The sequence below is a fragment of the Micromonospora sp. NBRC 101691 genome (assembly GCF_030269285.1).
Taxonomy (GTDB): Bacteria; Actinomycetota; Actinomycetes; order Mycobacteriales; family Micromonosporaceae; genus Micromonospora; species Micromonospora echinospora.
In genome coordinates this window covers 312191-332998 of record NZ_BSTB01000003.1, presented here as the reverse complement: position 1 = coordinate 332998, position 20808 = coordinate 312191, and the positions used below count along the sequence as shown (strand labels likewise).

Sequence of the window (20808 nt, the reverse complement as noted above, 5' to 3'; positions counted from 1 at the left end):
GGAGCGACGAAGGCGAGGTGGGGACCGGAGGAGCCGGGGCGGGACGAAGGTAGCGCCGGTGGTCGATGCCGTGGGGCGGTCGGCCTCCGGTAGTAGCCTGACGACCGGACCCCAACCGGGGAGGAACGGCGAGGTGATCATGACGGTACGTCGGAGAGCGGCGCGCCTGGCGGTGGTCTGCGCGCTGCTGGGCGGTGCCGTGGTCCTCGGTGCGACACCGGCGTCGGCCGACGACGACTCGGTCAAGGTGCGTACCTCCAGCAGCTTCACCGCCGGCGGCTCGGCCGGCTCGGTGGCGGTCGAGGTGCGCAAGCGCAGCGAGGGATGTGTCCTGCTCCGGACCGGACTGCGGCTGCGGCTGGAGGGGGTGCGGGCCGACCAGGTCGAGGTGCAGGTGTCCGCCGGTGGCCAGTGGTGGCCGGTCCCGGTCTCCGGTGGCGGCGTGCTGGCCACCGCGCGGACGTCTCCGGCCAACCCGACCCTCTGCAAGGGCAAGAGCATCACGGTTCGGTACCGGGTGGCTTTCCTGCCCGGCGCGCCCGACGGCAAGCTCACCGTGGCGGGGGAGGCGACCACCGCGGGCGGCCAGATGATCGGCCGTGGCGCGGACACGTCCCAGGTCCGGGCGGGCCGGAACGCCACCCCGAGCCCGAAGCCGACGAAGAGCCCGACCCCGAGCCCGACGCCGAGCCCGGTGGAGACCGGACCGCCGACCGAGGACCCGATGGTGGAGGCTTCGCTCGCCGCCGCGGGTGCCGCCGGGGGCGGTGACCGGGCCGCCGAGCAGAGCGGTTCGGGCGGGGGGTTCTCCCCCGTGATGATCATCGGCGTGGCCCTGGTGGTGGTCGGGCTCGGTCTGATCGCCCTGCTGTTCCGCCGGTCCCGCGCGGACCGGCGGGACGTGGGTGGCGGGGCGTCCACGTCGGTGCCGCCGTTGCCGGGCAACCCGGGCGGCACCACCTACCGTTCCGGGGGCCAGCCCGGCCCGGCGACGCCGGCCGGCGGAGGCTACTACGGCGCACCGCCGGCCGGCACGGTCTACCCGGCGTCGCCCCGGAGCGCCGACCAGCCTCCGTCGGGCAGCGTGTACCCGGCCCCGTCCCGGAGCGCCGACCAGGCCCCACCGGGAACGGTGTACCCGGCGCGGCCGCCGGGCCAGACGTACGGACCGGCCGGCCCGGTCTACCCGACGCCGAGATCCGGACAGGCGGGCACGTCACCACCTCCGGGTTCCACCGACGGTGGTGACTCGACGGCCATCATGCCTCGCCTACCCGAGTAGCCGCCGTACCCTCCGATACGCTCAGTGGCGTTGACGACCCGTGGGCAAGGGAGCTGATTCGGTGTCTGATCTGTCCCAGATCGTGAAGGCGTACGACGTCCGGGGGACGGTGCCGGACCAGTGGGACGAACGGGCCGCCGAAGCCCTCGGCGCCGCCTTCACGCACCTGCTGAACACCACCGGAGAACCCGGGGAGCAGGTGGTCGTGGGGCACGACATGCGGGCCACCTCGCCCGGTCTGGCCGCCGCCTTCGCCGCTGGCGTGCGCTCCGAGGGCCGTTCGGTGGTCGAGATCGGTCTCGCCTCCACCGACATGCTCTACTACGCCTCCGGCGCGCTCGGGCTGCCCGGGGCGATGTTCACCGCCAGTCACAATCCCGCCCGGTACAACGGCATCAAGATGTGCCGGGCCGGCGCGCGGCCGATCGGGCAGGACACCGGCCTGGCCGAGATCCGCGACCACGCGCAGGCCCTGCTGGACAAGGGCGAGCCCGTCGGGGCGGGGCAGCCGGCCGCCCCGGGCGCGCAGCGCGACCTGCGTCCGGAGTACGCCGCCCACCTGCGCGGCCTGGTCGACCTCTCCGCGATCCGACCGCTGAAGGTGGTGGTCGACGCCGGCAACGGGATGGGTGGTCACACCGTGCCCAGCGTGCTCGGCGACGCCGTCCTGCCGGCCCTGCCGCTGGAGATCGTCCCGCTCTACTTCGAGCTCGACGGCAGCTTCCCCAACCACGAGGCGAACCCGCTGGACCCGGCGAACCTGGTCGACCTCCAGCGCGCGGTCGTCGCGCACGGCGCGGACGTCGGGCTGGCCTTCGACGGCGACGCCGACCGCTGTTTCGCGGTGGACGAGCGGGGCGAGCCGGTCTCCCCGTCCGCGATCACCGCGCTGGTGGCCGTCCGCGAGCTGGCCAAGCACCCCGGCTCGACGATCATCCACGGTCTGATCACCTCCCGCGCGGTGCCGGAGATCGTCCGGGAGAACGGCGGCAACCCGGTGGTGGCGCGCGTCGGTCACTCGTTCATCAAGGCGGAGATGGCCCGTACCAACGCGGTCTTCGGCGGGGAGCACTCCGCGCACTACTACTTCCGGGACTTCTGGTTCGCCGACACCGGCATGCTGGCCGCCATGCACCTGCTGGCCGCCCTCGGCGAGCAGGAGCGTCCCCTCTCCGAGCTGGCCGCCGGGTACGAGCGCTACGTCGCCTCCGGGGAGATCAACTCGACCGTCGCCGACCAGGCCGCGAAGGTGGCCGAGGTGCGGGCCACGTACCCGGAGGCGGCGGTCGACACGATGGACGGGCTCACCCTGCGTTTCCCGGACGGCTCCTGGTTCAATCTGCGCGCCTCGAACACCGAGCCGCTGCTGCGGCTCAACGTCGAGGCGACCACCCCGGACCGGATGGCCGCACTCCGTGACGAGGTGCTCGACCGCGTTCGCCGATAAGATCGCGTGCGCCGGTCGGCGGGACCGACCGGTGAGACCACACACGTGGAAGGAGCCGCGCCGTGGCCCTGGATCCGCAGTTGCTGGAGATCCTCGCCTGTCCGGACACGCACCACGCCCCACTCGACTACGACCCGCAGGCCCAGACGCTGACCTGCACCGAGTGTCACCGGATCTTCGAGGTACGGGACGACGTGCCGGTGCTGCTGCTGGATGAGGCCCGCCCGGGGCGGCAGTCGTGATCGAGGGCACGGCCGGAGTCAGCGGCCACCGCGAGGCGAACGAGGCGCTGCTGGACAACCCGGACGCGCTCGCCGAACAGGACCCGGGCGGAATGCTCCGGCACATCGCCTCCGCCGGGGCCCAGGTGCGGGAGACGGCGGCGCTGGCCGCCGAGGCCAACCTGCAGCTGCTCGCCGACGAGGGACGACCGCGGGCGGTGGTGATCGCGGGCATCGGCACCGCCGGGCGTACCGGGGACGTGCTGGCCACGGTCGCCGGGCCGCGCTGCCCGGTGCCGGTGATCCCGCACCGCAGCGCCGGGGTGCCCGGCTGGGTCGGCGCGGCGGACGTGGTGATCGCGGTCAGCGCCTCGGGCCGGAGCCCCGAGGCGCTCGGCGCGGCCGAGGCCGCCCACCGCCGGGGTGCCCGGCTGGTCGCCGTCGGCGCACCGGACTCCCAGCTCCAGTCGGTGGCGGAGCGGGCCCGTGCCCCGTTCATCCCGGTGCCGCGTCGGGCCCCGGCCCGGGCCAGCCTCTGGGCGCTCACCGTGCCGGTCCTGCTCGCCGCCCGTACGCTCGGCCTGGTGAAGGTGAACGAGGCCGACCTGGCCGAGACGGCCGCCCGGCTCGACGCCGACGCGGACCGGTGCCGTCCGACCGCCGAGTCCTTCGTCAACCCGGCGAAGTCGCTGGCGCTCGGGCTGGCCGGCTCGATTCCGATCGTCTGGGGTTCGTCGCCGCTGGCCACCGTGGCGGCCCGCCGCTTCGGCGACACGCTCTCGGCGAACGCCCGCTACCCGGTGGTGGCCGGGGCGCTCGGTGAGGCGGGCCGCGGCCGGGTGGGTCTGCTCGACGGGGTCTTCGGTGGGCTGGTCGAGTCGGCGCGGGACATCTTCGCCGACCCGGACGACACCCCCGACGGCACCCGGCTGCGCGTGGTGCTGCTGCGCGACGGCGGGCTCAACGCCGACGACGACTCCGACGAGCCGCTCGCGGTCGAGGAGCGCCGGGCCGACGCGGTGCAGACCCTCGCCGAACGGCGCGGCGTGCGCTGCGACGTGGTGACCGCCGAGGGCGGGTCCGCGTTGGAGCGGCTGGCCTCCCTGGTCGCCGTTCCGGACTTCGCCTCGATCTACCTCGCGCTGGCACACGGCCTGGACCCGATGGCGGTGCCCGCCGTCTCGGAGATGAAGGAGCTGGCCAACCCGTGAACGAGTCGACCCCTCGGCTCGGCACACCCGTGCCGCACCCTCCGACCCCGCGCGGAGCGGTGGCGTGAGCGCCGGTGGCAGCACCCGGGCCATCGTGGCCGCGCTGCTGGCCAACGTCGGCATCGCCGTCACCAAGTTCGTCGCGTTCCTGCTGACCGGCTCGTCGTCGATGCTTGCGGAGTCGATCCACTCGGTCGCCGACTCCGGCAACCAGGGGCTGCTGCTGCTCGGCGGCCGCCGGGCCAAGCGGCGGGCCACCCCGCAACACCCCTTCGGGTACGGCCGGGAGCGCTACGTCTACGCGTTCATCGTGTCGATCGTGCTGTTCAGCCTGGGTGGCCTCTTCGCGCTCTACGAGGCGTACCACAAGTGGCACGACCCGCACGGGATCGAGAGCTGGCAGTGGGTGCCGGTGACCGTGCTGGTGGTGGCGATCGCGATGGAGTCCTTCTCCTTCCGGACCGCGATCGTGGAGTCCAACCACGTCCGGGGCAAGGCCTCCTGGACGCAGTTCGTCCGCCGGGCCAAGGCTCCCGAGCTGCCGGTGGTGCTCCTGGAGGACCTCGGCGCGCTGGTCGGCCTGGTCCTGGCGCTGATCGGGGTGGGGATGACCCTGGTCACCGGCAACGGCCTGTGGGACGCCGCCGGTACTGCGGCGATCGGCATCCTCCTGGTCACCATCGCGGTGGTGCTGGCGGTCGAGACCAAGAGCCTGCTGCTCGGTGAGGGCGCCGAGGCCGACGACGTGGCCCGGATCGAGCGGGCCATCACCGAGGGCCCCGAGGTGGAGCGGATCATCCACATGAAGACCCTCTACCTCGGCCCGGAGGAGCTGATGGTGGCCGCGAAGATCGGCGTACCGGCCTGGGAGACCGCCGCCGAGCTGGCCGACGGCATCGACGCCGTGGAGGCCCGGATCCGTACGGCGCTGCCCGTCGCCCGGGTGATCTACCTGGAGCCGGACATCTACTCGGCGGCCCGGGCGCGGGCCGGTGGTGACGGTGCGGCGGGAACCGCCGCGTCGCCCGGCACGGGGCCGGCCGGCGAGCGGTCCGGGAAGTGACCGTGGAGCAGCTGTACGGGCCGATCCGGGACTACGCATGGGGGTCCCGGTCGGCCATCGCCGGACTCCAGGGACGGCCGGTGCCCAGCGACGGGCCGGAGGCGGAACTGTGGCTGGGCGCCCACCCGGGCGCTCCGGCGACCGTGGACCGGGACGGCGCGCGGGTGAGCCTGCTCGACCTGCTCGACGCCGATCCCGACCACTGGCTCGGTGTGGAGGTGCTGGACCGGTTCGGCCCCCGGCTGCCCTTCCTGCTCAAGGTGCTGGCGGCCGAGGCTCCGCTGAGTCTCCAGGTCCATCCGGACGCCGAGCAGGCCCGGGACGGCTACGCCGCCGACTGTGCCCGCGTCGACGGGCACCGCAACTACGTCGACCCGTACCACAAGCCGGAACTGCTGGTGGCGCTCACGCCGTTCGAGGCGCTCTGCGGGTTCCGTGACCCGGCCGTCTCGGCGGCGGCGCTGGCCGGGTTCGGCGTGCCCGCGTTGGCACCGGTGGTGGCCGTTCTGCACGAGGGCGCGTCGGGGCTGCGGGAGGCGGTCCGGCTGCTGCTCGACTGGCCGGCGGCCCAGCGGGCCGGGCTGGTCGACGCGGTGGTGACGGCGCCGGCCACCGGCCCGGACGCGGTGCTGGTCCGCGAGCTGGCCGCCCGGTATCCGGACGATCCCGGCGTGCTGGTGGCGCTGCTGCTGCACCGGGTGCGGCTGGCGCCCGGCGAGGCGATCTGGATGCCGGCCGGCAATCTGCACGCCTACCTGCGGGGCACCGGTGTGGAGCTGATGGCGGCCAGCGACAACGTGCTGCGCTGCGGGCTCACCCCGAAGCACGTCGATCCGGTGGAGCTGCTGCGGATCCTCCGGTTCGACGTCCTCGACGATCCGGTGGTCGCCGCCCGTCCGGTCGTACCGGGTGTGGTGACCTGGCCGGTACCGGTCGACGACTTCGTGCTCTACCGGGTCGCCCCGACGGCGGGATCCACGGCGGTGCCGCTGCCGGTGCCCGGTCCCCGGGTGGTCCTCTGCGTGGCGGGGACGATCACCGTGGGCGACGACGCCGGTAGCGTGACGCTGCGGTGCGGCGAGGCGGCGATCGGCACCGCCGGCACCGGTCCACTGGTCGTCTCGGGTCCCGGCGAGGCCTTCGTCGCCGCTGCTGGCCTGCGCTGACGCCGGTCCGGACGGACGATCGGGTACGTTCCACGAACAGGGTCGAATGCGACGCAACACGCATGCCGGATATTCCGGAAATGCTTGACGTGCCGGGCTGGTGGTGTGAACCTTTGAGTACGCACCGTTGTCGCGACGCAGGTCCGGAAAACGGGCGGGGAACCAAACCGGGGGGATGCGCGGGGCGGCCGATGCTGGACGGATTCTCCGTCTGTGCTCGACCGCCCCGCGCGCTGTCTCGCGTAAGGTGGATAGCCGCCCAAGAATCTCGTTCCGACAGGAGCTCTCATGACCAGCACCCTCCCGGCGTCCAGCAGTGCGCCGTCCGAGGCCCGGCCACGCACCGTTGCCGAGGGCGACTTCAAGGTGGCGGATCTGTCGCTCGCCGAGTTCGGGCGTAAGGAGATCCAGCTCGCCGAGCACGAGATGCCCGGCCTGATGGCGATCCGTCGCGAGTTCGCCGAGGCCCAGCCGCTGCGCGGCGCCCGGATCACCGGCTCGCTGCACATGACCATCCAGACGGCGGTGCTGATCGAGACGCTGGTGGCGCTGGGCGCGGAGGTGCGCTGGGCGTCGTGCAACATCTTCTCCACCCAGGACCACGCCGCGGCGGCCATCGTGGTCGGCCCCGAGGGCACTCCGGAGGCGCCGGCCGGCGTGCCGGTGTACGCCTGGAAGGGCGAGACCCTGGAGGAGTACTGGTGGTGCACCGAGCAGGTGCTCGCCTGGCCCGACGGCCAGGGGCCGAACATGATCCTCGACGACGGCGGTGACGCCACCCTCCTCGTCCACAAGGGCGCCGAGTTCGAGAAGGCCGGTGTGGTGCCGCCGGTGGAGTCCGCCGACTCCGAGGAGTTCGCGGTCATCCTGGGCGTGCTGCACCGCTCGCTCGCCGAGGACAACCAGCGCTGGACCCGGATCGCCGCCGGCATCAAGGGCGTGACCGAGGAGACCACCACCGGCGTGCACCGCCTCTACGAGATGCACCGGGACGGCAAGCTCCTCTTCCCGGCCATCAACGTCAACGACTCGGTGACCAAGAGCAAGTTCGACAACAAGTACGGCTGTCGGCACTCGCTCATCGACGGCATCAACCGGGCCACCGACGTGCTGATCGGCGGCAAGATGGCGGTCGTGCTCGGCTACGGCGACGTCGGCAAGGGCTGCGCCGAGTCGCTGCGCGGCCAGGGCGCCCGGGTCGTGGTGACCGAGGTCGACCCGATCTGCGCCCTCCAGGCGGCGATGGACGGCTACCAGGTCGCCACCCTCGACGACGTGGTGGAGCAGGCGGACATCTTCATCACCGCCACCGGCTGCTTCGACGTCATCACCAACGAGCACATGGCCCGGATGAAGCACCAGGCCATCGTCGGCAACATCGGCCACTTCGACAACGAGATCGACATGGCCGGCCTGGCCCGGCGGTCGGACGTCACCCGGGAGAACATCAAGCCGCAGGTCGACGTCTGGCGGTTCGACGACGGCCACGCGATCATCGTGCTCTCCGAGGGCCGGCTGCTGAACCTCGGCAACGCCACCGGGCACCCGAGCTTCGTCATGTCGAACTCGTTCGCCAACCAGACCATCGCGCAGATCGAGCTCTACACCAAGACCGACCAGTACCCGGTCGGCGTCTACGTGCTGCCGAAGCACCTCGACGAGAAGGTCGCCCGGCTGCACCTGGACGCGCTCGGCGCGAAGCTGAGCACCCTCACCAAGGAGCAGGCCGCGTACCTCGGCGTCTCCCCGGAGGGGCCGTTCAAGCCGGAGCACTACCGCTACTGAGCACCGACACGACCGGGCCGGCTGGGCGCAGCCGGCCCGGTCGGGTGTGTCCGTCCAACCGGGTCGCCGCCCGGGCGGCGACGTGCCGCCCCGGCTGCGCGCCGAGCGGGCCGAGCGCGGCCAACGCGGCGGCGGTCGGCTCAGCCGCCGCGCCGCGCCGCCGCCCGGATCCAGGTCCAGACGCACCACACCAGCCAGCCCACCGACACCGCCGCCGCGAGCGCGCGCAACCGCAGCGCGCTGAGCAGCAGGACGACCGCCAGCACGGCCAGCCACGGGCCGAAGACACGCATGCCGTGTCCCTCCTGTCGCACCGGCCCTGGCCGGTGGTGGTCCCGGCACCGACCTTCGTAGGGGTGGCGGGCCCTGCTGATCGCGGGTTTTCTGTGGCAAGCTTGCCGGCGCGGACCTCCCGCCGGTGACACCGATCCCACGATGACGAACGGGGATGGAATATTAATCCCATGAGAGCACGGGTACTGGTGGTCGACGACGACCCTGCGCTGGCCGAGATGCTCGGCATCGTGCTGCGCAACGAGGGGTTCCAGCCCTCCTTCGTCGCCGACGGGGAGCGCGCCCTGGCCGCCTTCCGGGAGAGCCGGCCCGACATCGTCCTGCTGGACCTGATGCTGCCCGGAATGAGCGGCATCGACGTGGCCCGCGCGATCCGGGGTGAGTCGGGCGTGCCGATCGTCATGCTGACGGCCAAGAGCGACACCGTCGACGTCGTGCTGGGGCTGGAGTCCGGGGCGGACGACTACGTGGTCAAGCCGTTCAAGCCCAAGGAGTTGGTGGCCCGGATGCGGGCCCGGCTGCGCCGGGGCGAGGACGCCGCGCCGGAGATGCTGACCATCGGCCCGCCGGACAACCAGATCACCATCGACGTGCCGGCACACACGGTCAGCCGCAACGGCGACGAGGTCAAGCTCACCCCGCTGGAGTTCGACCTGCTGGTCGCGCTGGCCCGCAAGCCGCGCCAGGTGTTCACCCGCGAGGTCCTGCTGGAGCAGGTCTGGGGATACCGGCACGCGGCCGACACCCGGCTGGTGAACGTGCACGTGCAGCGTCTCCGCGCCAAGATCGAGCCGGACCCGGAGCGGCCGGAGATCATCCTGACGGTGCGGGGCGTGGGCTACAAGGCGGGTACGGGATAACCTGGGGACCACTGTGCGTGACTCCCCGGCCTTCACCGACCCGCCTTCCCGGACCCACCGGTTCGCCGCCGTGTGGGCTTTCTGGCACGCCCTGGTCGGATGGTCCGCCCGGCTCACCGCCGGGGTGCGGCAGACCTGGCGACGCTCTCTCCAGGTGCGTGTGGTGACCATCACACTCGTTGCGTCCAGCCTGCTGGTCGGCGGGTTCGCCTACCTTATCGCCGACAAGATCACCGGCATCCTGCTGGAGAACGCGCAGACCGACGTGCTGCTGCGGCTCACCAGCGGGCGGGAGTACTCCGAGAAGCAGTTCCGGGTGTTCAGCCAGCCGCAGGAGGCGAAGCTCCAGGAGACCCTGGACGGCACGGTCAACTACCTGGCCGGCGGGGGCGACCCGGCGCAGACCGGTGGGGTGGTGGTCGCCATCACCGCCGACCAGCACTCCGGCGTGCTCCAGTCCCGCACCTCGCTGGACGCGGACGTCCGGCCCCTGATCAGTCCGGAGCTGCGGGCCGCGGTCGCCGACGGCCAGGTCGCCCACCAGATCCGCACCGGGGAACTGACCGGCGAACGGACCACCTACCTGGTCTACGGATCACCCGTGCCGACCCGCTTCGGTCAGGTCGAGCTGTACTACTTCGTGCCGCTGACCCGGCAGGCCGAGACGGCCGGCGACGCGCGGGCCACGGTGGTCGCCACCGGGGCGGCGCTGGTGCTCCTGCTCGGGCTGCTGGCCGCCCTGGTGACCCGGCTGGTGGTCAGCCCGGTCCGGGCGGCGGCCCGGACCGCCCAGCGCCTCTCCGCCGGTCTGCTCGACCAGCGGATGACCGTCAACGGCGAGGACGACCTCGCCCTGCTCGCCGCCTCGTTCAACCAGATGGCGACCAACCTCCAGCGGCAGATCCTGCGGCTGGAGGAGATGTCCCGGATCCAGCGCCGGTTCACCTCCGACGTGTCGCACGAACTGCGCACCCCGTTGACCACGGTCCGGATGGCGGCCGACCTGATCTTCGCGGAGCGGGACGACTTCGACCCGGCGGTGGCCCGCAGCGCCGAGCTGCTCCAGGCCGAACTGGACCGGTTCGAGGAACTCCTCACCGACCTGCTGGAGATCAGCCGGTTCGACGCCGGGTTCGCGATGCTCGACGCCGAACCGACCGACCTGGTGCCGGTGGTGCAGCGGGTGGCCGACCGGCTCGGCAGCCTCGCCGAGCGGGTCGGGGTGCCGCTGGAGCTGGACGTGCCGGCCAGCCCGGTGATCGCCGAGGTGGATCCGCGCCGGGTCGAGCGGGTGCTGCGCAACCTGGTCGGCAACGCGGTCGAGCACGGTGAGGGACGGCCGGTCCGGATCACCCTCGGCGTGGACGAGACCGCCGTGGCGGTGACCGTGCGCGACCACGGGGTGGGGTTGAAGCCGGGGGAGGAGAAGCTGGTGTTCAACCGGTTCTGGCGGGCTGACCCGTCCCGGGCCCGGCAGACCGGGGGGACCGGCCTCGGTCTCTCCATCAGCCTGGAGGACGCCCGGCTGCACGGCGGCTGGCTGGAGGCGTGGGGAGCGCCGGGGCAGGGCGCGCAGTTCCGGCTCACCCTGCCGGCGCGGGCGGGGGACCGGCTGACCACCTCGCCGCTGCGGCTGGTGCCCGCCGACGCCACCCTGCCCTTCGGCGGCCCGCGCGACGGCGAGTTGCTGGCGATCGGTCCCGGGCCCGGCGGGGCGCTGGCGATCGGCCCGGCACGTGACGGCGAGCGGGCCGAGGTCGGCCCGTGAACCGCCGGGTGGTGGCGGTGCTGCTCTCCGGGGCGCTGCTGGCCGCCGGGACGACCGGCTGCGGCATCCCGCGCTTCTCCGAGGTGCGGGTGGACGGCCCGGGTCCGGTCGGGGAGGCCGGGTCGGTCAACGGCCGCAACCGCGAGCCACCGGCGCGTGGGGCCAGCGGCAGCGACTCCGCCGCGTTCGTCCGCAACTTCCTCGCCGCGCCGGCCGGTGAGCCGAACCGGGCGTACGAGCGTGTGGTGCAGTTCGTCGCCCCGGAGGACCGCAACCGGATCCAGGCGAAGCAGGGCAGCGACTTCGCGGTGAACGTGGTCCGCCTGCTCGACGATCCGGTCACCACCGTGAACCCGCAGGGCACCACCGGCGAGGAGGCCACCTTCTCGGTCCGGGTCACCGTGCAGCAGGTCGGGCTGCTGCGGGCCAACGGCACGCTCGCGCCCCCGGTGGCGACCGAGGCCCAGTACCAGTTCGACCTGCGGGGCGCCGCGCCGGCCGGTTCCGGCGACGAGGACGCCGGCTACTACGTCGTGGACCCCCCGAGCACGCTGCTCCTGAGCGTCGACGCGCTCCGGGAGTACTACCAGCCCTCGACGATCTACTTCTGGAACTCCGACCAGACCCGGCTCGTCCCGGACCAGCGGTACCTCCCCCTCGCGGTGCCCCGGGAACGTCGGGTCACCGAGGCGGTCGGCTGGCTCACCGACGGGCCGTCGGAGTGGCTGACCCCGACCGTGACGCGACTGCCCGACGGCACCCAACTGATCAACAACGCCACCGAGACCGACGGCCGGTGGGAGATCGACATCGCCATGTCGGGCGAGGACGGGACCAAGCTCGACCGGCTCGTCACCCAGCTCGCCTGGTCGCTGCCGGACATCGACGGCCCGCTGGAGTTGAAGGTCCGCAACCAGACCCGCCGGACGATCACCAGCGCCGCCGAACACCGGCGCACCCACCCGGTGTACCAGCTCCGGCAGGATCCGCAGCGGTTCTGCGTCTACGAGGGAGCGGTGCGTCCGCTGGCGTTCCTGGGCGAGGTCAGCGGTACCGACCCGGTCGCCCCGGCGGACAACCGGACCGTCGTCTCCGCCGGGCTCAGCCGGGCCGGGGAGCAGATCCTCGCCGCGCTCGTGGTGGCCGACGGCCGGCGTCAGCGGCTCGTGGCGGGCAGCGGGACGGCTCCGGTGCGGGTCGCCGCCCGCAGTGCCGCCTCGTACACCTCGATCGGCCGACCGGTGTGGCTGAAGACCCCGGACGTCCGGGGCGCGCACGGGCTGGTGGTCGCCGACGGCGAACTCCACCGCTTCGACACCCACGCCCAGCTCACCCCGGTGCCGCTGATCGTGCCCGGCCCGGTCACCGCGGTCGCCGCCGCGCTGGACGGGCACCGGATCGCGCTGGTCGTCGACGGCCGGCTGTACGTGGCGGCGGTGAGCGTGGACGGCGACGGCGTCACCGTCGGCCCGACCCGGCCGGTGCCCACCTCGCTGACCGCGCTCAGCGCGGTGGACTGGGCCGGGGAGTCCCGGCTGGTCCTGGCCGGCGCGCAGGGGCAGCCGGCGGTCTTCGAGGTCAGCGTGGACGGGGCCGGCGCCGAGGTCGCGCTCCGGACCGACCTCGGCGCGAAGGTCACCCACCTGGCGACCTATCCGGACAACCCGGTCGTCCCGTTCACCCGCAGCCCGGTGATGTACGAGGCGAACCGGGTGACGTGGGCCGGGCCGCCGCTGACCCAGGTCCTGCGCGAGCAGGTCCAGGGGGTCGGCCCGGCGGACGCCGACGCCCGGCCGGGCAGCCCGACCGCCCCCTTCTTCCTCTACTGATCCGCATGCCGGGTGGTCTCTGGGCGGATCTCGCCGACCTGGTGCTGCCGGTGGAGTGTGCCGGCTGCCGGGCCCGGCGGACCCCGCTGCGGCACGGCGTCTGCGCCGACTGCGTGGCCACGCTGGGCGCGCTGCGGCCCGTTCCGGTACGCCCCGATCCCGCCCCGGCCGGTCTGCCGCCCTGCGTCGCCCTCGGCGCGTACGACGGGGTGCTGCGGGAGACGCTGCTGGCGTACAAGGAACGGGGCCGGCACGGCCTGGCCCGGCCGCTGGGCGGGTTGCTGGCCGAGGTGGTCGCGGCGGCGGTCGGCGAGGTCCGGCCGGTGCTGCTGGTGCCGGTGCCGGACACGGCCGCGGCGGCGCGCGCCCGCTACGGCGACCACCTCGGACGGCTGGCCCGGCACGCCGCGACCCGGCTGCGCGCGGCGGGCTGGCCGGTGCGGGTGCGGCGGCCGGTCCGGGCCCTGCCCCGACCGGACTCGGTGGGGCTGGACAGCGCCGGCCGGGCGGCGGCCGCCGCCTCGGCGTTCCGGCTGCGGGCGTGGCCTTCCGTCGGCCCGGCCGACCCGGCCGGCGCCGTGGTGGTGCTCGACGACATCCTCACCACGGGGGCCACCCTGGCGGCGGTCGGGAGGGTGCTCGATGCGGCCGGACTTCCTCCCGCCGTGGCGGCGGTGCTCGCGGCGACCCGGAAACGCCGATCTCGGTAACTCTCCGTTGTTCCGTTTCACCCCTTGGTGACCGAGCTGTGAAATTCTCTGGTCCGCCATGACAACCGGGGGTGACTGGTTGGCGAGGAGGAGTTAGCGTTTCCGTGTCGGGGGTAGGAGGGGTGCCATCCACCGCTCCCGGCGTGGAAGGAGGCGTAGCCGTACCAACCGGTCGACGCCGCAGGGATGCCCCCAGGGTCGGCCGGATCAGGATAGAAGGCCATCCGATCAAGGGAGGTCACGTGGACATCGTGGTCAAGGGCCGTAACGTCGAAGTGCCGGACCATTACCGGGTGCACGTAGCAGAGAAACTCGCCAAGATCGAGCGTTACGACCACAAGCTCATCCGGGTCGACGTCGAGTTGTTCCACGAGCGCAACCCGCGCCAGGCGGACCACTGCCAGCGCGTCGAGATCACCTGCGTGTCACGCGGGCCGGTGATCCGGGCGGAAGCCTGCACCAACGACTTCTACAGCGCGCTCGACGCCGCCATCGCCAAGTTGGACACCCGGTTCCGCCGGGCGGCCGACCGCCGTCGCGTCCACCGGGGACGGCACGCGCCGATCTCCGTCGCCGCCGCCACAGCCGGCCTGCCGGTCGCCGACCTCGGTGAGCCCACGTTCTCCACCGGCTCGTCCACCACCGCCACCGCGGTCGCCGAACGGGACGAGGAGCCCGACGACCAGCCCTGGCACATCGCGCGCGAGAAGGTGCACGCCGCCCAGCCGATGACCGTCGACGACGCCCTGTTCCAGATGGAACTCGTCGGCCACGACTTCTACCTGTTCCACAACAAGGAGTCGGGTCGGCCCTGCGTGGTCTACCGTCGCCACGCCTACGACTACGGCCTCATCTCCCTCGACATCTGAGCCACCCGCCGGTGGGGGTCGCGCACCCGCGACCCCCACCGGCGTCCCGCGCCGGCCGGGACTCCGCGCCCCGGCGTCAGGTGCGGTCGCCGGGAAGGAGCGCGTAGATCACCGAGTCGACGCGGGTGCCGTCCGGGCCGGGCAGCCGACCGCGCTGGACACCCTCCCGACGGAAGCCGACCTTCTCCAGCACCCGCTGCGGCGCCGGGTTGTCCGGCCGGCAGCCGGCCCACAGGCGGGCGATTCCCACCGTGTCGAAGGCCCAGTCGGCGAGCAGACGTACCCCCCGGGTGAGCAGGCCACGACCCCGCCAGTCGGGCAGCATGCTCGCGCCGAGCATGGCCTGACCGGTGAGCGGCTCGTCGTACCGCAGGGCGAGCCCGCCGCCCGCCTCGCCGCTGGCCACGTCGACCACGACCAGGTCCGCCACGGTGCCGACCAGCCAGCTGCTCGCCGCCCGCCGGCACCGCTGCTCGACCTCGGTCCGGGGCGGGGGCTCGGGCGGCACCCGGTTCGCCACCACCTCGGGCAGGGTGTGCAGGCGGAACATCAGGTCGACGTCGTCCGGGCCGGTCGGGCGCAGGGCGACCACGCCGTCGGTGAGCCCGCCGGGCGGCAGGTCCGGCAGGAGCCGGGGCGCCGGTCCGGGCGGGTCGTCGGCGAGGCGCACCCAGGCGATCAGGTCGTACCGGCCCCCGCCGTGGCGTGGGGCGGCGGCCCGGCGTACCCCCTCGTGCCGGAAGCCGGCGGCCAGCGCGACCCGCTGGCTGGCGACGTTGTCCCCGTCGGTGAGCAGTTCCAGCCGCTCCAGGCCGTTGGCGAAGGAGTGCCGGGCCAGCGCCCGGGTGGCGGCGGTGGCCACGCCCCGGCCCCGGGCCCACGGCGCGACCCAGTACCCGATCTCCCCCTGCCGGCGCATCGGCACCAGCCGGTCCACGCCCACCGCGCCGAGGAGCCGGTCGGACTCCGGGTCGGTGACGGCGTACGCCGCCCCACCGCCGGCGGCGACGGCCGGGGCGGTCTCGGTGATCCAGCGGCGGGCGTCCGCCTCGGTGTACGGGCTGGGCAGCCCGCTGAGGAAGCGGCGGACGAGCGGATCGTTGCAGGCGGCCACCAGATCCGCGACGTCGGTGTCCCGGTACGGCCGCAGCCGTACCCCGTCGCCCTCGATCTCCCCGTGCTCCATCTCGTCCCCGTTCCTGCTCGGATCCTGACTGCTGTCCGTTCCCGGCCGGCGGCGCGGTTCCACCGGCCGGTCCACGCTGTCCGGATGGTCCCGCCGGCCGGGTGGCCCGTCGGTGCGGCTCACCGGCTGGCCTGGTCGCCGGGGAGCAGCGCGCCGACCCAGGCGTCGGCGCGGGTGTCCCGGTACGCGATGGCCGCCCGGGAGTCGCCCTCCATCCGGAAGCCGGCCTTCTCGGCGGCCCGCCGGGAGGCGGCGTTGCCGATGTTGGCCCGCCACTCCACCCGGGCCAGTCCGAGGGTGGTGAACCCCCAGGTGGACACCGCCGCCAGGGCGGCCGGCAGGTAGCCCCGGCCACGCGCGTGCGGTGCGGCCAGGAAGCCGACGTCGGCCAGCCCCGGGTCCACCGGGGAGATGCGCAGGTCGACGTTGGCCACGTACGCGTCGTCGGGGTCCGCGACGGTGAAGCAGGCGGCCCGCCCGTCCGCCCAGGTCGACCGGTGGTAGGCGAGGTACGCCTCGGCGTCCGAACGCTGGTACGGGTCGGGCACGCTGGTCCAGCGGACGGTCTCCGGGTCCCGGCAGGTGGTGACGAGGGCGTCCAGGTCCCGCTCGTCCATCGCCCGCAGCCGCAACTCGGTCGGGCCGACGGTGGCGAACAGTTCGGGGTGCGGCCGGCCGAAGACCGCCGCGCGGCGGGCCACCAGGGTGCCCGGTCCGGCCGGGCCGGTGGCGCCGGGCTCGGGCACCTCTCCGGGCAGCAGCGAGCCGATCCAGCCGTCCGCCGGGCCCTCGGGTGGCGGCGCGGCCAGCCGGAGCCGGCCCTCGATCCGGAAGCCGGCGCGCAGCGCGGCCAGCCGGGAGGCGTGGTTGCCCAGCCCGGCCTGCCAGACGATCCGGCGCAGCTCCAGCCGGTCGAACGCCCACCGGGCCACCGCCCGGGTCGCCCGCGCGGAGAGGTTGCGCCCCCGGGCCCACGGGGCGGTCCAGTAGCCGATCTCGCCGGAGCGCAGCCCACGGTCGATGCTCACCAGACCGCAGGAGCCGAGCAGTTCGCCGCTGCCGGCGTCGCAGACGGCGAAGGGCGCCGAGGTGCCGTCGGCCCATCCCCGGGGGGCGAGGTCGGTCACGAAGCCCGTGGCGTGCTCCGGCAGGTACGGCCGGGGTACCGTGGTCCAGCGCTGGATGTCCGGGTCCTGGCAGGCCCGGTGCACGTCGTCGGCGTCGGTGGGGCGCCACGGGCGTAGCAGCAGGCCGTCCTCGATGATCTCCACAGGCTCCACGGAGCCATCGTGCCCGACCGTTCGCGCTGGGCGTAACCGCATATCCCCGCGCCACGGTCGTGGCGTGCGCCTTATGTCGGTTTCCGTGGACCTCACGTACGCCACCAGTGACCATTGGGCCGATGGAGCGCCTACGATGGGTCGAGACTGTCTAGGGGAGCGTTGATCCGTGTCGATTCTGGAAAAGGTCCTTCGCGCCGGCGAGGGCCGCATGGTGCGCCGGTTGAAGGCCATCGCCAACGCCGTCAACTCGATCGAGGACGAGTACGTCAACCTCACCGACGACGAACTGCGTGGCATGACCGACCACTTCAAGGAGCGGATCGCCGACGGGGAGTCCCTCGACGACCTGCTGCCCGAAGCGTTCGCGGTGTGCCGGGAGGCGGCGGCCCGGGTGCTCGGCCAGCGGCCGTACGACGTCCAGGTGATGGGGGGCGCGGCGCTGCACTTCGGCAACATCGCCGAGATGAAGACCGGTGAGGGCAAGACCCTGACCTCGGTCATGCCGGTCTACCTCAACGCCCTCTCCGGCAAGGGCGTGCACGTGGTCACCGTCAACGACTACCTCGCCCAGCGCGACGCCGAGTGGATGGGGCGGGTGCACGAGTTCCTCGGCCTGACCGTCGGCGTGGTCCTGCCGAACCGGCCGGCGTCCGAGCACCGGGCGGCGTACGAGTGCGACATCACCTACGGCACCAACAACGAGTTCGGCTTCGACTACCTCCGCGACAACATGGCCTGGTCCAAGGACGACCTGGTCCAGCGCGGCCACAACTTCGCCGTGGTCGACGAGGTCGACTCGATCCTGATCGACGAGGCCCGGACCCCGCTGATCATCTCCGGCCCGGCCGAGCACTCGGCCCGGTGGTACCAGGAGTTCTCCACGGTGGTGGCCCGCCTCCAGGCCGGCAAGGACGGCGAGGGCGACTACGAGGTCGACTACGCCAAGCGCACCATCGCGGTCACCGAGCGCGGCGTGGCCAAGGTCGAGGACCGGCTCGGCATCGACAACCTGTACGAGTCGGTGAACACCCCGCTGGTCGGGTACCTCAACAACGCGATCAAGGCCAAGGAGCTCTACAAGCGCGACAAGGACTACATCGTCAACGACGGTGAGGTCATGATCGTCGACGAGTTCACCGGCCGCATCCTGCACGGCCGCCGGTACAACGAGGGCATGCACCAGGCGATCGAGGCCAAGGAGGGGGTGGAGATCAAGCAGGAGAACCAGACCCTGGCCACGATCACCCTCCAGAACTACTTCCGCCTCTACACCCGGCTCTCCGGCATGACCGGTACGGCGCAGACCGAGGCGGGCGAGTTCAACAAGGTCTACAAGGTCGGCGTCGTCAGCATCCCGACGCACCGGCCGATGGTCCGCCAGGACCGCCCCGACGTGATCTACAAGACCGAGAAGGCCAAGTTCAACGCGGTGGTGGAGGACATCGCCGAGCGGCACGAGGCCGGTCAGCCGGTGCTGGTCGGCACGGTCTCGGTGGAGAACTCCGAGATCCTCTCCACGCTGCTGCGGCGGCGGGGGATCCCGCACGCGGTGCTGAACGCGAAGTTCCACGCCCGGGAGGCGGAGATCGTCGCCCAGGCCGGCCGGAAGGGCGCGGTCACCGTCGCCACCAACATGGCCGGTCGTGGTACGGACATCCTGCTCGGCGGCAACCCCGAGTTCCTCGCCGCCTCCGAGCTGCGCCAGCGCGGCCTCGACCCGGCCGAGGAGCCGGAGGAGTACGCCAAGGCGCTGGAGGAGATCCTGCCCAAGTGGAAGCAGGCCTGCGAGGCGGAGGCCGAGGAGGTCGGTGCCGCCGGTGGGCTCTACGTGCTGGGCACCGAGCGGCACGAGTCCCGCCGGATCGACGACCAGCTGCGCGGTCGGTCCGGCCGGCAGGGCGACCCGGGTGAGTCGCGCTTCTACCTCTCGCTCCAGGACGAGCTGATGAAGCGGTTCCGGGCCGGCGCGGTCGAGGCGGTGATGGAGCGCTTCAACATCCCCGAGGACGTGCCCATCGAGTCGAAGATGGTGACCCGCCAGATCAAGAGCGCCCAGGCCCAGATCGAGGGCCAGAACGCCGAGATCCGCAAGAACGTCCTCAAGTACGACGAGGTCATGAACAAGCAGCGGCAGGTGGTCTACGCCGAGCGGCTGCGCGTGCTCAACGGTGAGGACCTCTCCGACCAGGTGCGCAACATGATCGATGACGTCGTCGGGGCGTACGTGGTGGGAGCCACCAGCGACGGCTACGCCGAGGACTGGGACCTCGAACAGCTCTGGACGAACCTCAAGCAGCTCTACCCGGTCGGCGTGACCATCGAGGAGCTGGAGGAGGAGGCCGGCGGCTCGCGGGCCGCCTTCGACCAGGACTTCCTGGTGAGCCGGCTCAAGGAGGACGCGAACGCCGCGTACGACCGCCGTGAGGAGTCCCTCGGCGAGGAGGCGGTACGCCAGCTGGAGCGGATGGTCCTGCTCCAGGTGATCGACCGTAAGTGGCGTGAGCACCTCTACGAGATGGACTACCTCCAGGAGGGCATCAGCCTGCGGGCGTACGCCCAGCGCGACCCGGTGGTCGAGTACCAGCGCGAGGGCTTCGACATGTTCGCCACCATGATGGACGGCATCAAGGAGGAGACGGTCGGCTTCCTCTACAACCTGGAGGTCCAGGTCGAGGAGCCCACGCCGGAGCCGGAGCAGGTGCAGTTGCTGGAGAAGCCGGTCGAGATCCGCGCCAAGGGCCTCAACCGGGCCCCGCAGCAGCAGGGCCTCCAGTACTCCGCGCCGACCATCGACGGGGAGGCCGGCGCGGGTGCGGTGACCGTGGAACGGCCGGAGGAGCAGCCGGCCGAGCCGCCGCGCCAGTCCGCCCCGGCGCTCGGCGTCGGTGGACCCGCTCCGCAGCGTCCCGCGCCGTCCCGCCCGTCGGCCGGCCTGCGTGGGCCCTCCGCCCCGAACGCGGGTGCCCGCCGGGCGCCCACCGGCCAGGCCGAGGGGGGCAACGGGCCGTCCCGGAACGCGCCCTGCCCGTGCGGCTCCGGCCGGAAGTACAAGCGCTGCCACGGCGCGCCCAACGGCGGCAACTGACCGACGAGCACGCCCGGCGAGGGGCGCCCACCGTACGCGGTGGGCGCCCCTCGCGGCGTTCCGGCCACCGCGCGACCGGCGGCGGGCGGGAACGTTCTCCGGGTTCGGTTCAGAGGATCTGGAGGACGACGCAGATCCAGCCCGGCCCGCGGCGTTCCAGGCGTACCGCCATCGCCCAGCTCCGTCCGTTCGGGGCGGCCAGCACCGCGGCGGCCTCGATCACCGCCGGCTGCGGCTGGCACACCCGGAGGCGGCGTAGCCGCACCATGGGGCGGGTCGCCCGGCGCCGGACCGGCCCGAGTCGGGAGGTGGCCAGGGCCAACTGTTCCAGCACGGCGGCCGTGCGCAACGGGTCGGTGAGGGGCCGGAGCTGGCCCGGTGGCCGGTAGCCGTTGACGACCTCCAGGCAGGTGCCGACGAAGCGGTGCGCCGCCCGGGTGGCCTCCGGGGTGGCCGTGGCGGGCGGCCCGACGGCGGGAGCGGCCGGCCGGGGCGGACGCGGTGCGGTGGAGCGGCGAGTGGGGTGCCCGACGGGGCGACCCCGGCCGGGGCGACCGGCGTCGACCAGGTCGAGGGCGAGTTGGGCGGCGGACGGACGAGGCCAGAGATCGGCGAGCTGGTCGTCGGCGAACGGCGGGTCGAGCGGCGGCGCGGGGCGCAACCGGACCGGGGGACGTGACGGCACCGGACCGCAGGAGTCGACCATCAGATCCCCCGATTCGTTCGTTTGCCTACGTTTGCCTCCGACA

Annotated in this window: 17 protein-coding genes; 13 read left to right on the top strand and 4 right to left on the bottom strand. The window is 73.1% G+C overall.

Going from position 1 to position 20808, the window contains the following annotated elements; all coding sequences use genetic code 11:
- The first annotated feature begins 139 nt into the window (after positions 1-139).
- The 7 genes from QSK20_RS08205 to ahcY all read left to right on the top strand — a co-directional run bounded on the left by QSK20_RS08205 (position 140) and on the right by ahcY (position 8175).
- The gene (locus tag QSK20_RS08205) at positions 140-1282 is read left to right on the top strand and encodes a hypothetical protein (protein ID WP_285787965.1); all 1143 of its coding nucleotides are present in this window, start codon (positions 140-142) and stop codon (positions 1280-1282) included.
- A 61-nt stretch (positions 1283-1343) separates the two neighbouring features.
- Positions 1344-2729: a phosphomannomutase/phosphoglucomutase gene (locus QSK20_RS08200; RefSeq protein WP_285787964.1), complete on the top strand. Its 1386-nt coding sequence runs from the start codon at positions 1344-1346 to the stop codon at positions 2727-2729.
- Positions 2730-2791: 62 nt separating this feature from the next.
- Positions 2792-2971 (top strand): Trm112 family protein, encoded by a 180-nt coding sequence (locus tag QSK20_RS08195; RefSeq protein ID WP_088980537.1) that lies wholly within the window; start codon positions 2792-2794, stop codon positions 2969-2971.
- On the top strand, positions 2968-4161 hold the full coding sequence (locus QSK20_RS08190) for an SIS domain-containing protein (RefSeq protein WP_088980536.1): 1194 nt from the start codon (positions 2968-2970) through the stop codon (positions 4159-4161). Before QSK20_RS08195 ends, QSK20_RS08190 begins: the two co-directional genes overlap by 4 nt.
- Positions 4162-4225: 64 nt before the next feature.
- Complete coding sequence (locus QSK20_RS08185; protein ID WP_285787963.1) at positions 4226-5224, top strand: cation diffusion facilitator family transporter; 999 nt, start codon at positions 4226-4228, stop codon at positions 5222-5224.
- A gap of 2 nt (positions 5225-5226) precedes the next feature.
- Positions 5227-6390: a mannose-6-phosphate isomerase, class I gene (gene manA, locus QSK20_RS08180; RefSeq protein ID WP_285787962.1), complete on the top strand. Its 1164-nt coding sequence runs from the start codon at positions 5227-5229 to the stop codon at positions 6388-6390.
- A gap of 288 nt (positions 6391-6678) precedes the next feature.
- Entirely contained in the window at positions 6679-8175 is a 1497-nt protein-coding gene (gene ahcY, locus QSK20_RS08175) for an adenosylhomocysteinase (RefSeq protein ID WP_285787961.1), read from the top strand.
- Between the two features lie 140 nt (positions 8176-8315).
- Here the strand turns inward: ahcY and QSK20_RS08170 are convergent, their stop codons facing one another.
- Positions 8316-8468 carry a hypothetical protein gene (locus tag QSK20_RS08170; protein ID WP_285787960.1) on the bottom strand — a complete coding sequence of 51 codons (153 nt, stop codon included), beginning with the start codon at positions 8466-8468 and terminating at the stop codon, positions 8316-8318.
- 171 nt (positions 8469-8639) lie between these two features.
- Here QSK20_RS08170 and mtrA point away from each other — a divergent pair, with 171 nt between their 5' ends.
- The 5 genes from mtrA to hpf all read left to right on the top strand — a co-directional run bounded on the left by mtrA (position 8640) and on the right by hpf (position 14505).
- Entirely contained in the window at positions 8640-9329 is a 690-nt protein-coding gene (mtrA, locus tag QSK20_RS08165) for an MtrAB system response regulator MtrA (RefSeq protein WP_285787959.1), read from the top strand.
- Positions 9330-9420: 91 nt separating this feature from the next.
- Positions 9421-11097, top strand: coding sequence for an MtrAB system histidine kinase MtrB (gene mtrB / locus QSK20_RS08160; protein ID WP_285788067.1), 1677 nt, complete (start codon positions 9421-9423; stop codon positions 11095-11097).
- Positions 11094-12926 carry an LpqB family beta-propeller domain-containing protein gene (locus tag QSK20_RS08155; protein ID WP_285787958.1) on the top strand — a complete coding sequence of 611 codons (1833 nt, stop codon included), beginning with the start codon at positions 11094-11096 and terminating at the stop codon, positions 12924-12926. Before mtrB ends, QSK20_RS08155 begins: the two co-directional genes overlap by 4 nt.
- A gap of 5 nt (positions 12927-12931) precedes the next feature.
- Entirely contained in the window at positions 12932-13636 is a 705-nt protein-coding gene (locus tag QSK20_RS08150) for a ComF family protein (protein ID WP_285787957.1), read from the top strand.
- 242 nt (positions 13637-13878) lie between these two features.
- Positions 13879-14505, top strand: coding sequence for a ribosome hibernation-promoting factor, HPF/YfiA family (hpf, locus tag QSK20_RS08145; RefSeq protein ID WP_285787956.1), 627 nt, complete (start codon positions 13879-13881; stop codon positions 14503-14505).
- A 76-nt stretch (positions 14506-14581) separates the two neighbouring features.
- On the opposite strand, the gene QSK20_RS08140 is transcribed toward hpf, so the two are convergent.
- A complete protein-coding gene (locus tag QSK20_RS08140; protein ID WP_285787955.1) occupies positions 14582-15691 on the bottom strand; it encodes a GNAT family N-acetyltransferase in 1110 nt (369 codons plus the stop codon).
- A 119-nt stretch (positions 15692-15810) separates the two neighbouring features.
- A complete protein-coding gene (locus QSK20_RS08135; protein WP_285787954.1) occupies positions 15811-16971 on the bottom strand; it encodes a GNAT family N-acetyltransferase in 1161 nt (386 codons plus the stop codon).
- A 169-nt stretch (positions 16972-17140) separates the two neighbouring features.
- On the opposite strand from QSK20_RS08135, the gene secA reads away from it, so the two are divergent.
- On the top strand, positions 17141-20059 hold the full coding sequence (gene secA / locus QSK20_RS08130) for a preprotein translocase subunit SecA (protein WP_285787953.1): 2919 nt from the start codon (positions 17141-17143) through the stop codon (positions 20057-20059).
- Between the two features lie 109 nt (positions 20060-20168).
- Here secA and QSK20_RS08125 read toward each other — a convergent pair whose 3' ends face one another.
- Positions 20169-20765 (bottom strand): Rv3235 family protein, encoded by a 597-nt coding sequence (locus QSK20_RS08125; RefSeq protein ID WP_285787952.1) that lies wholly within the window; start codon positions 20763-20765, stop codon positions 20169-20171.
- Positions 20766-20808: the final 43 nt, after the last annotated feature.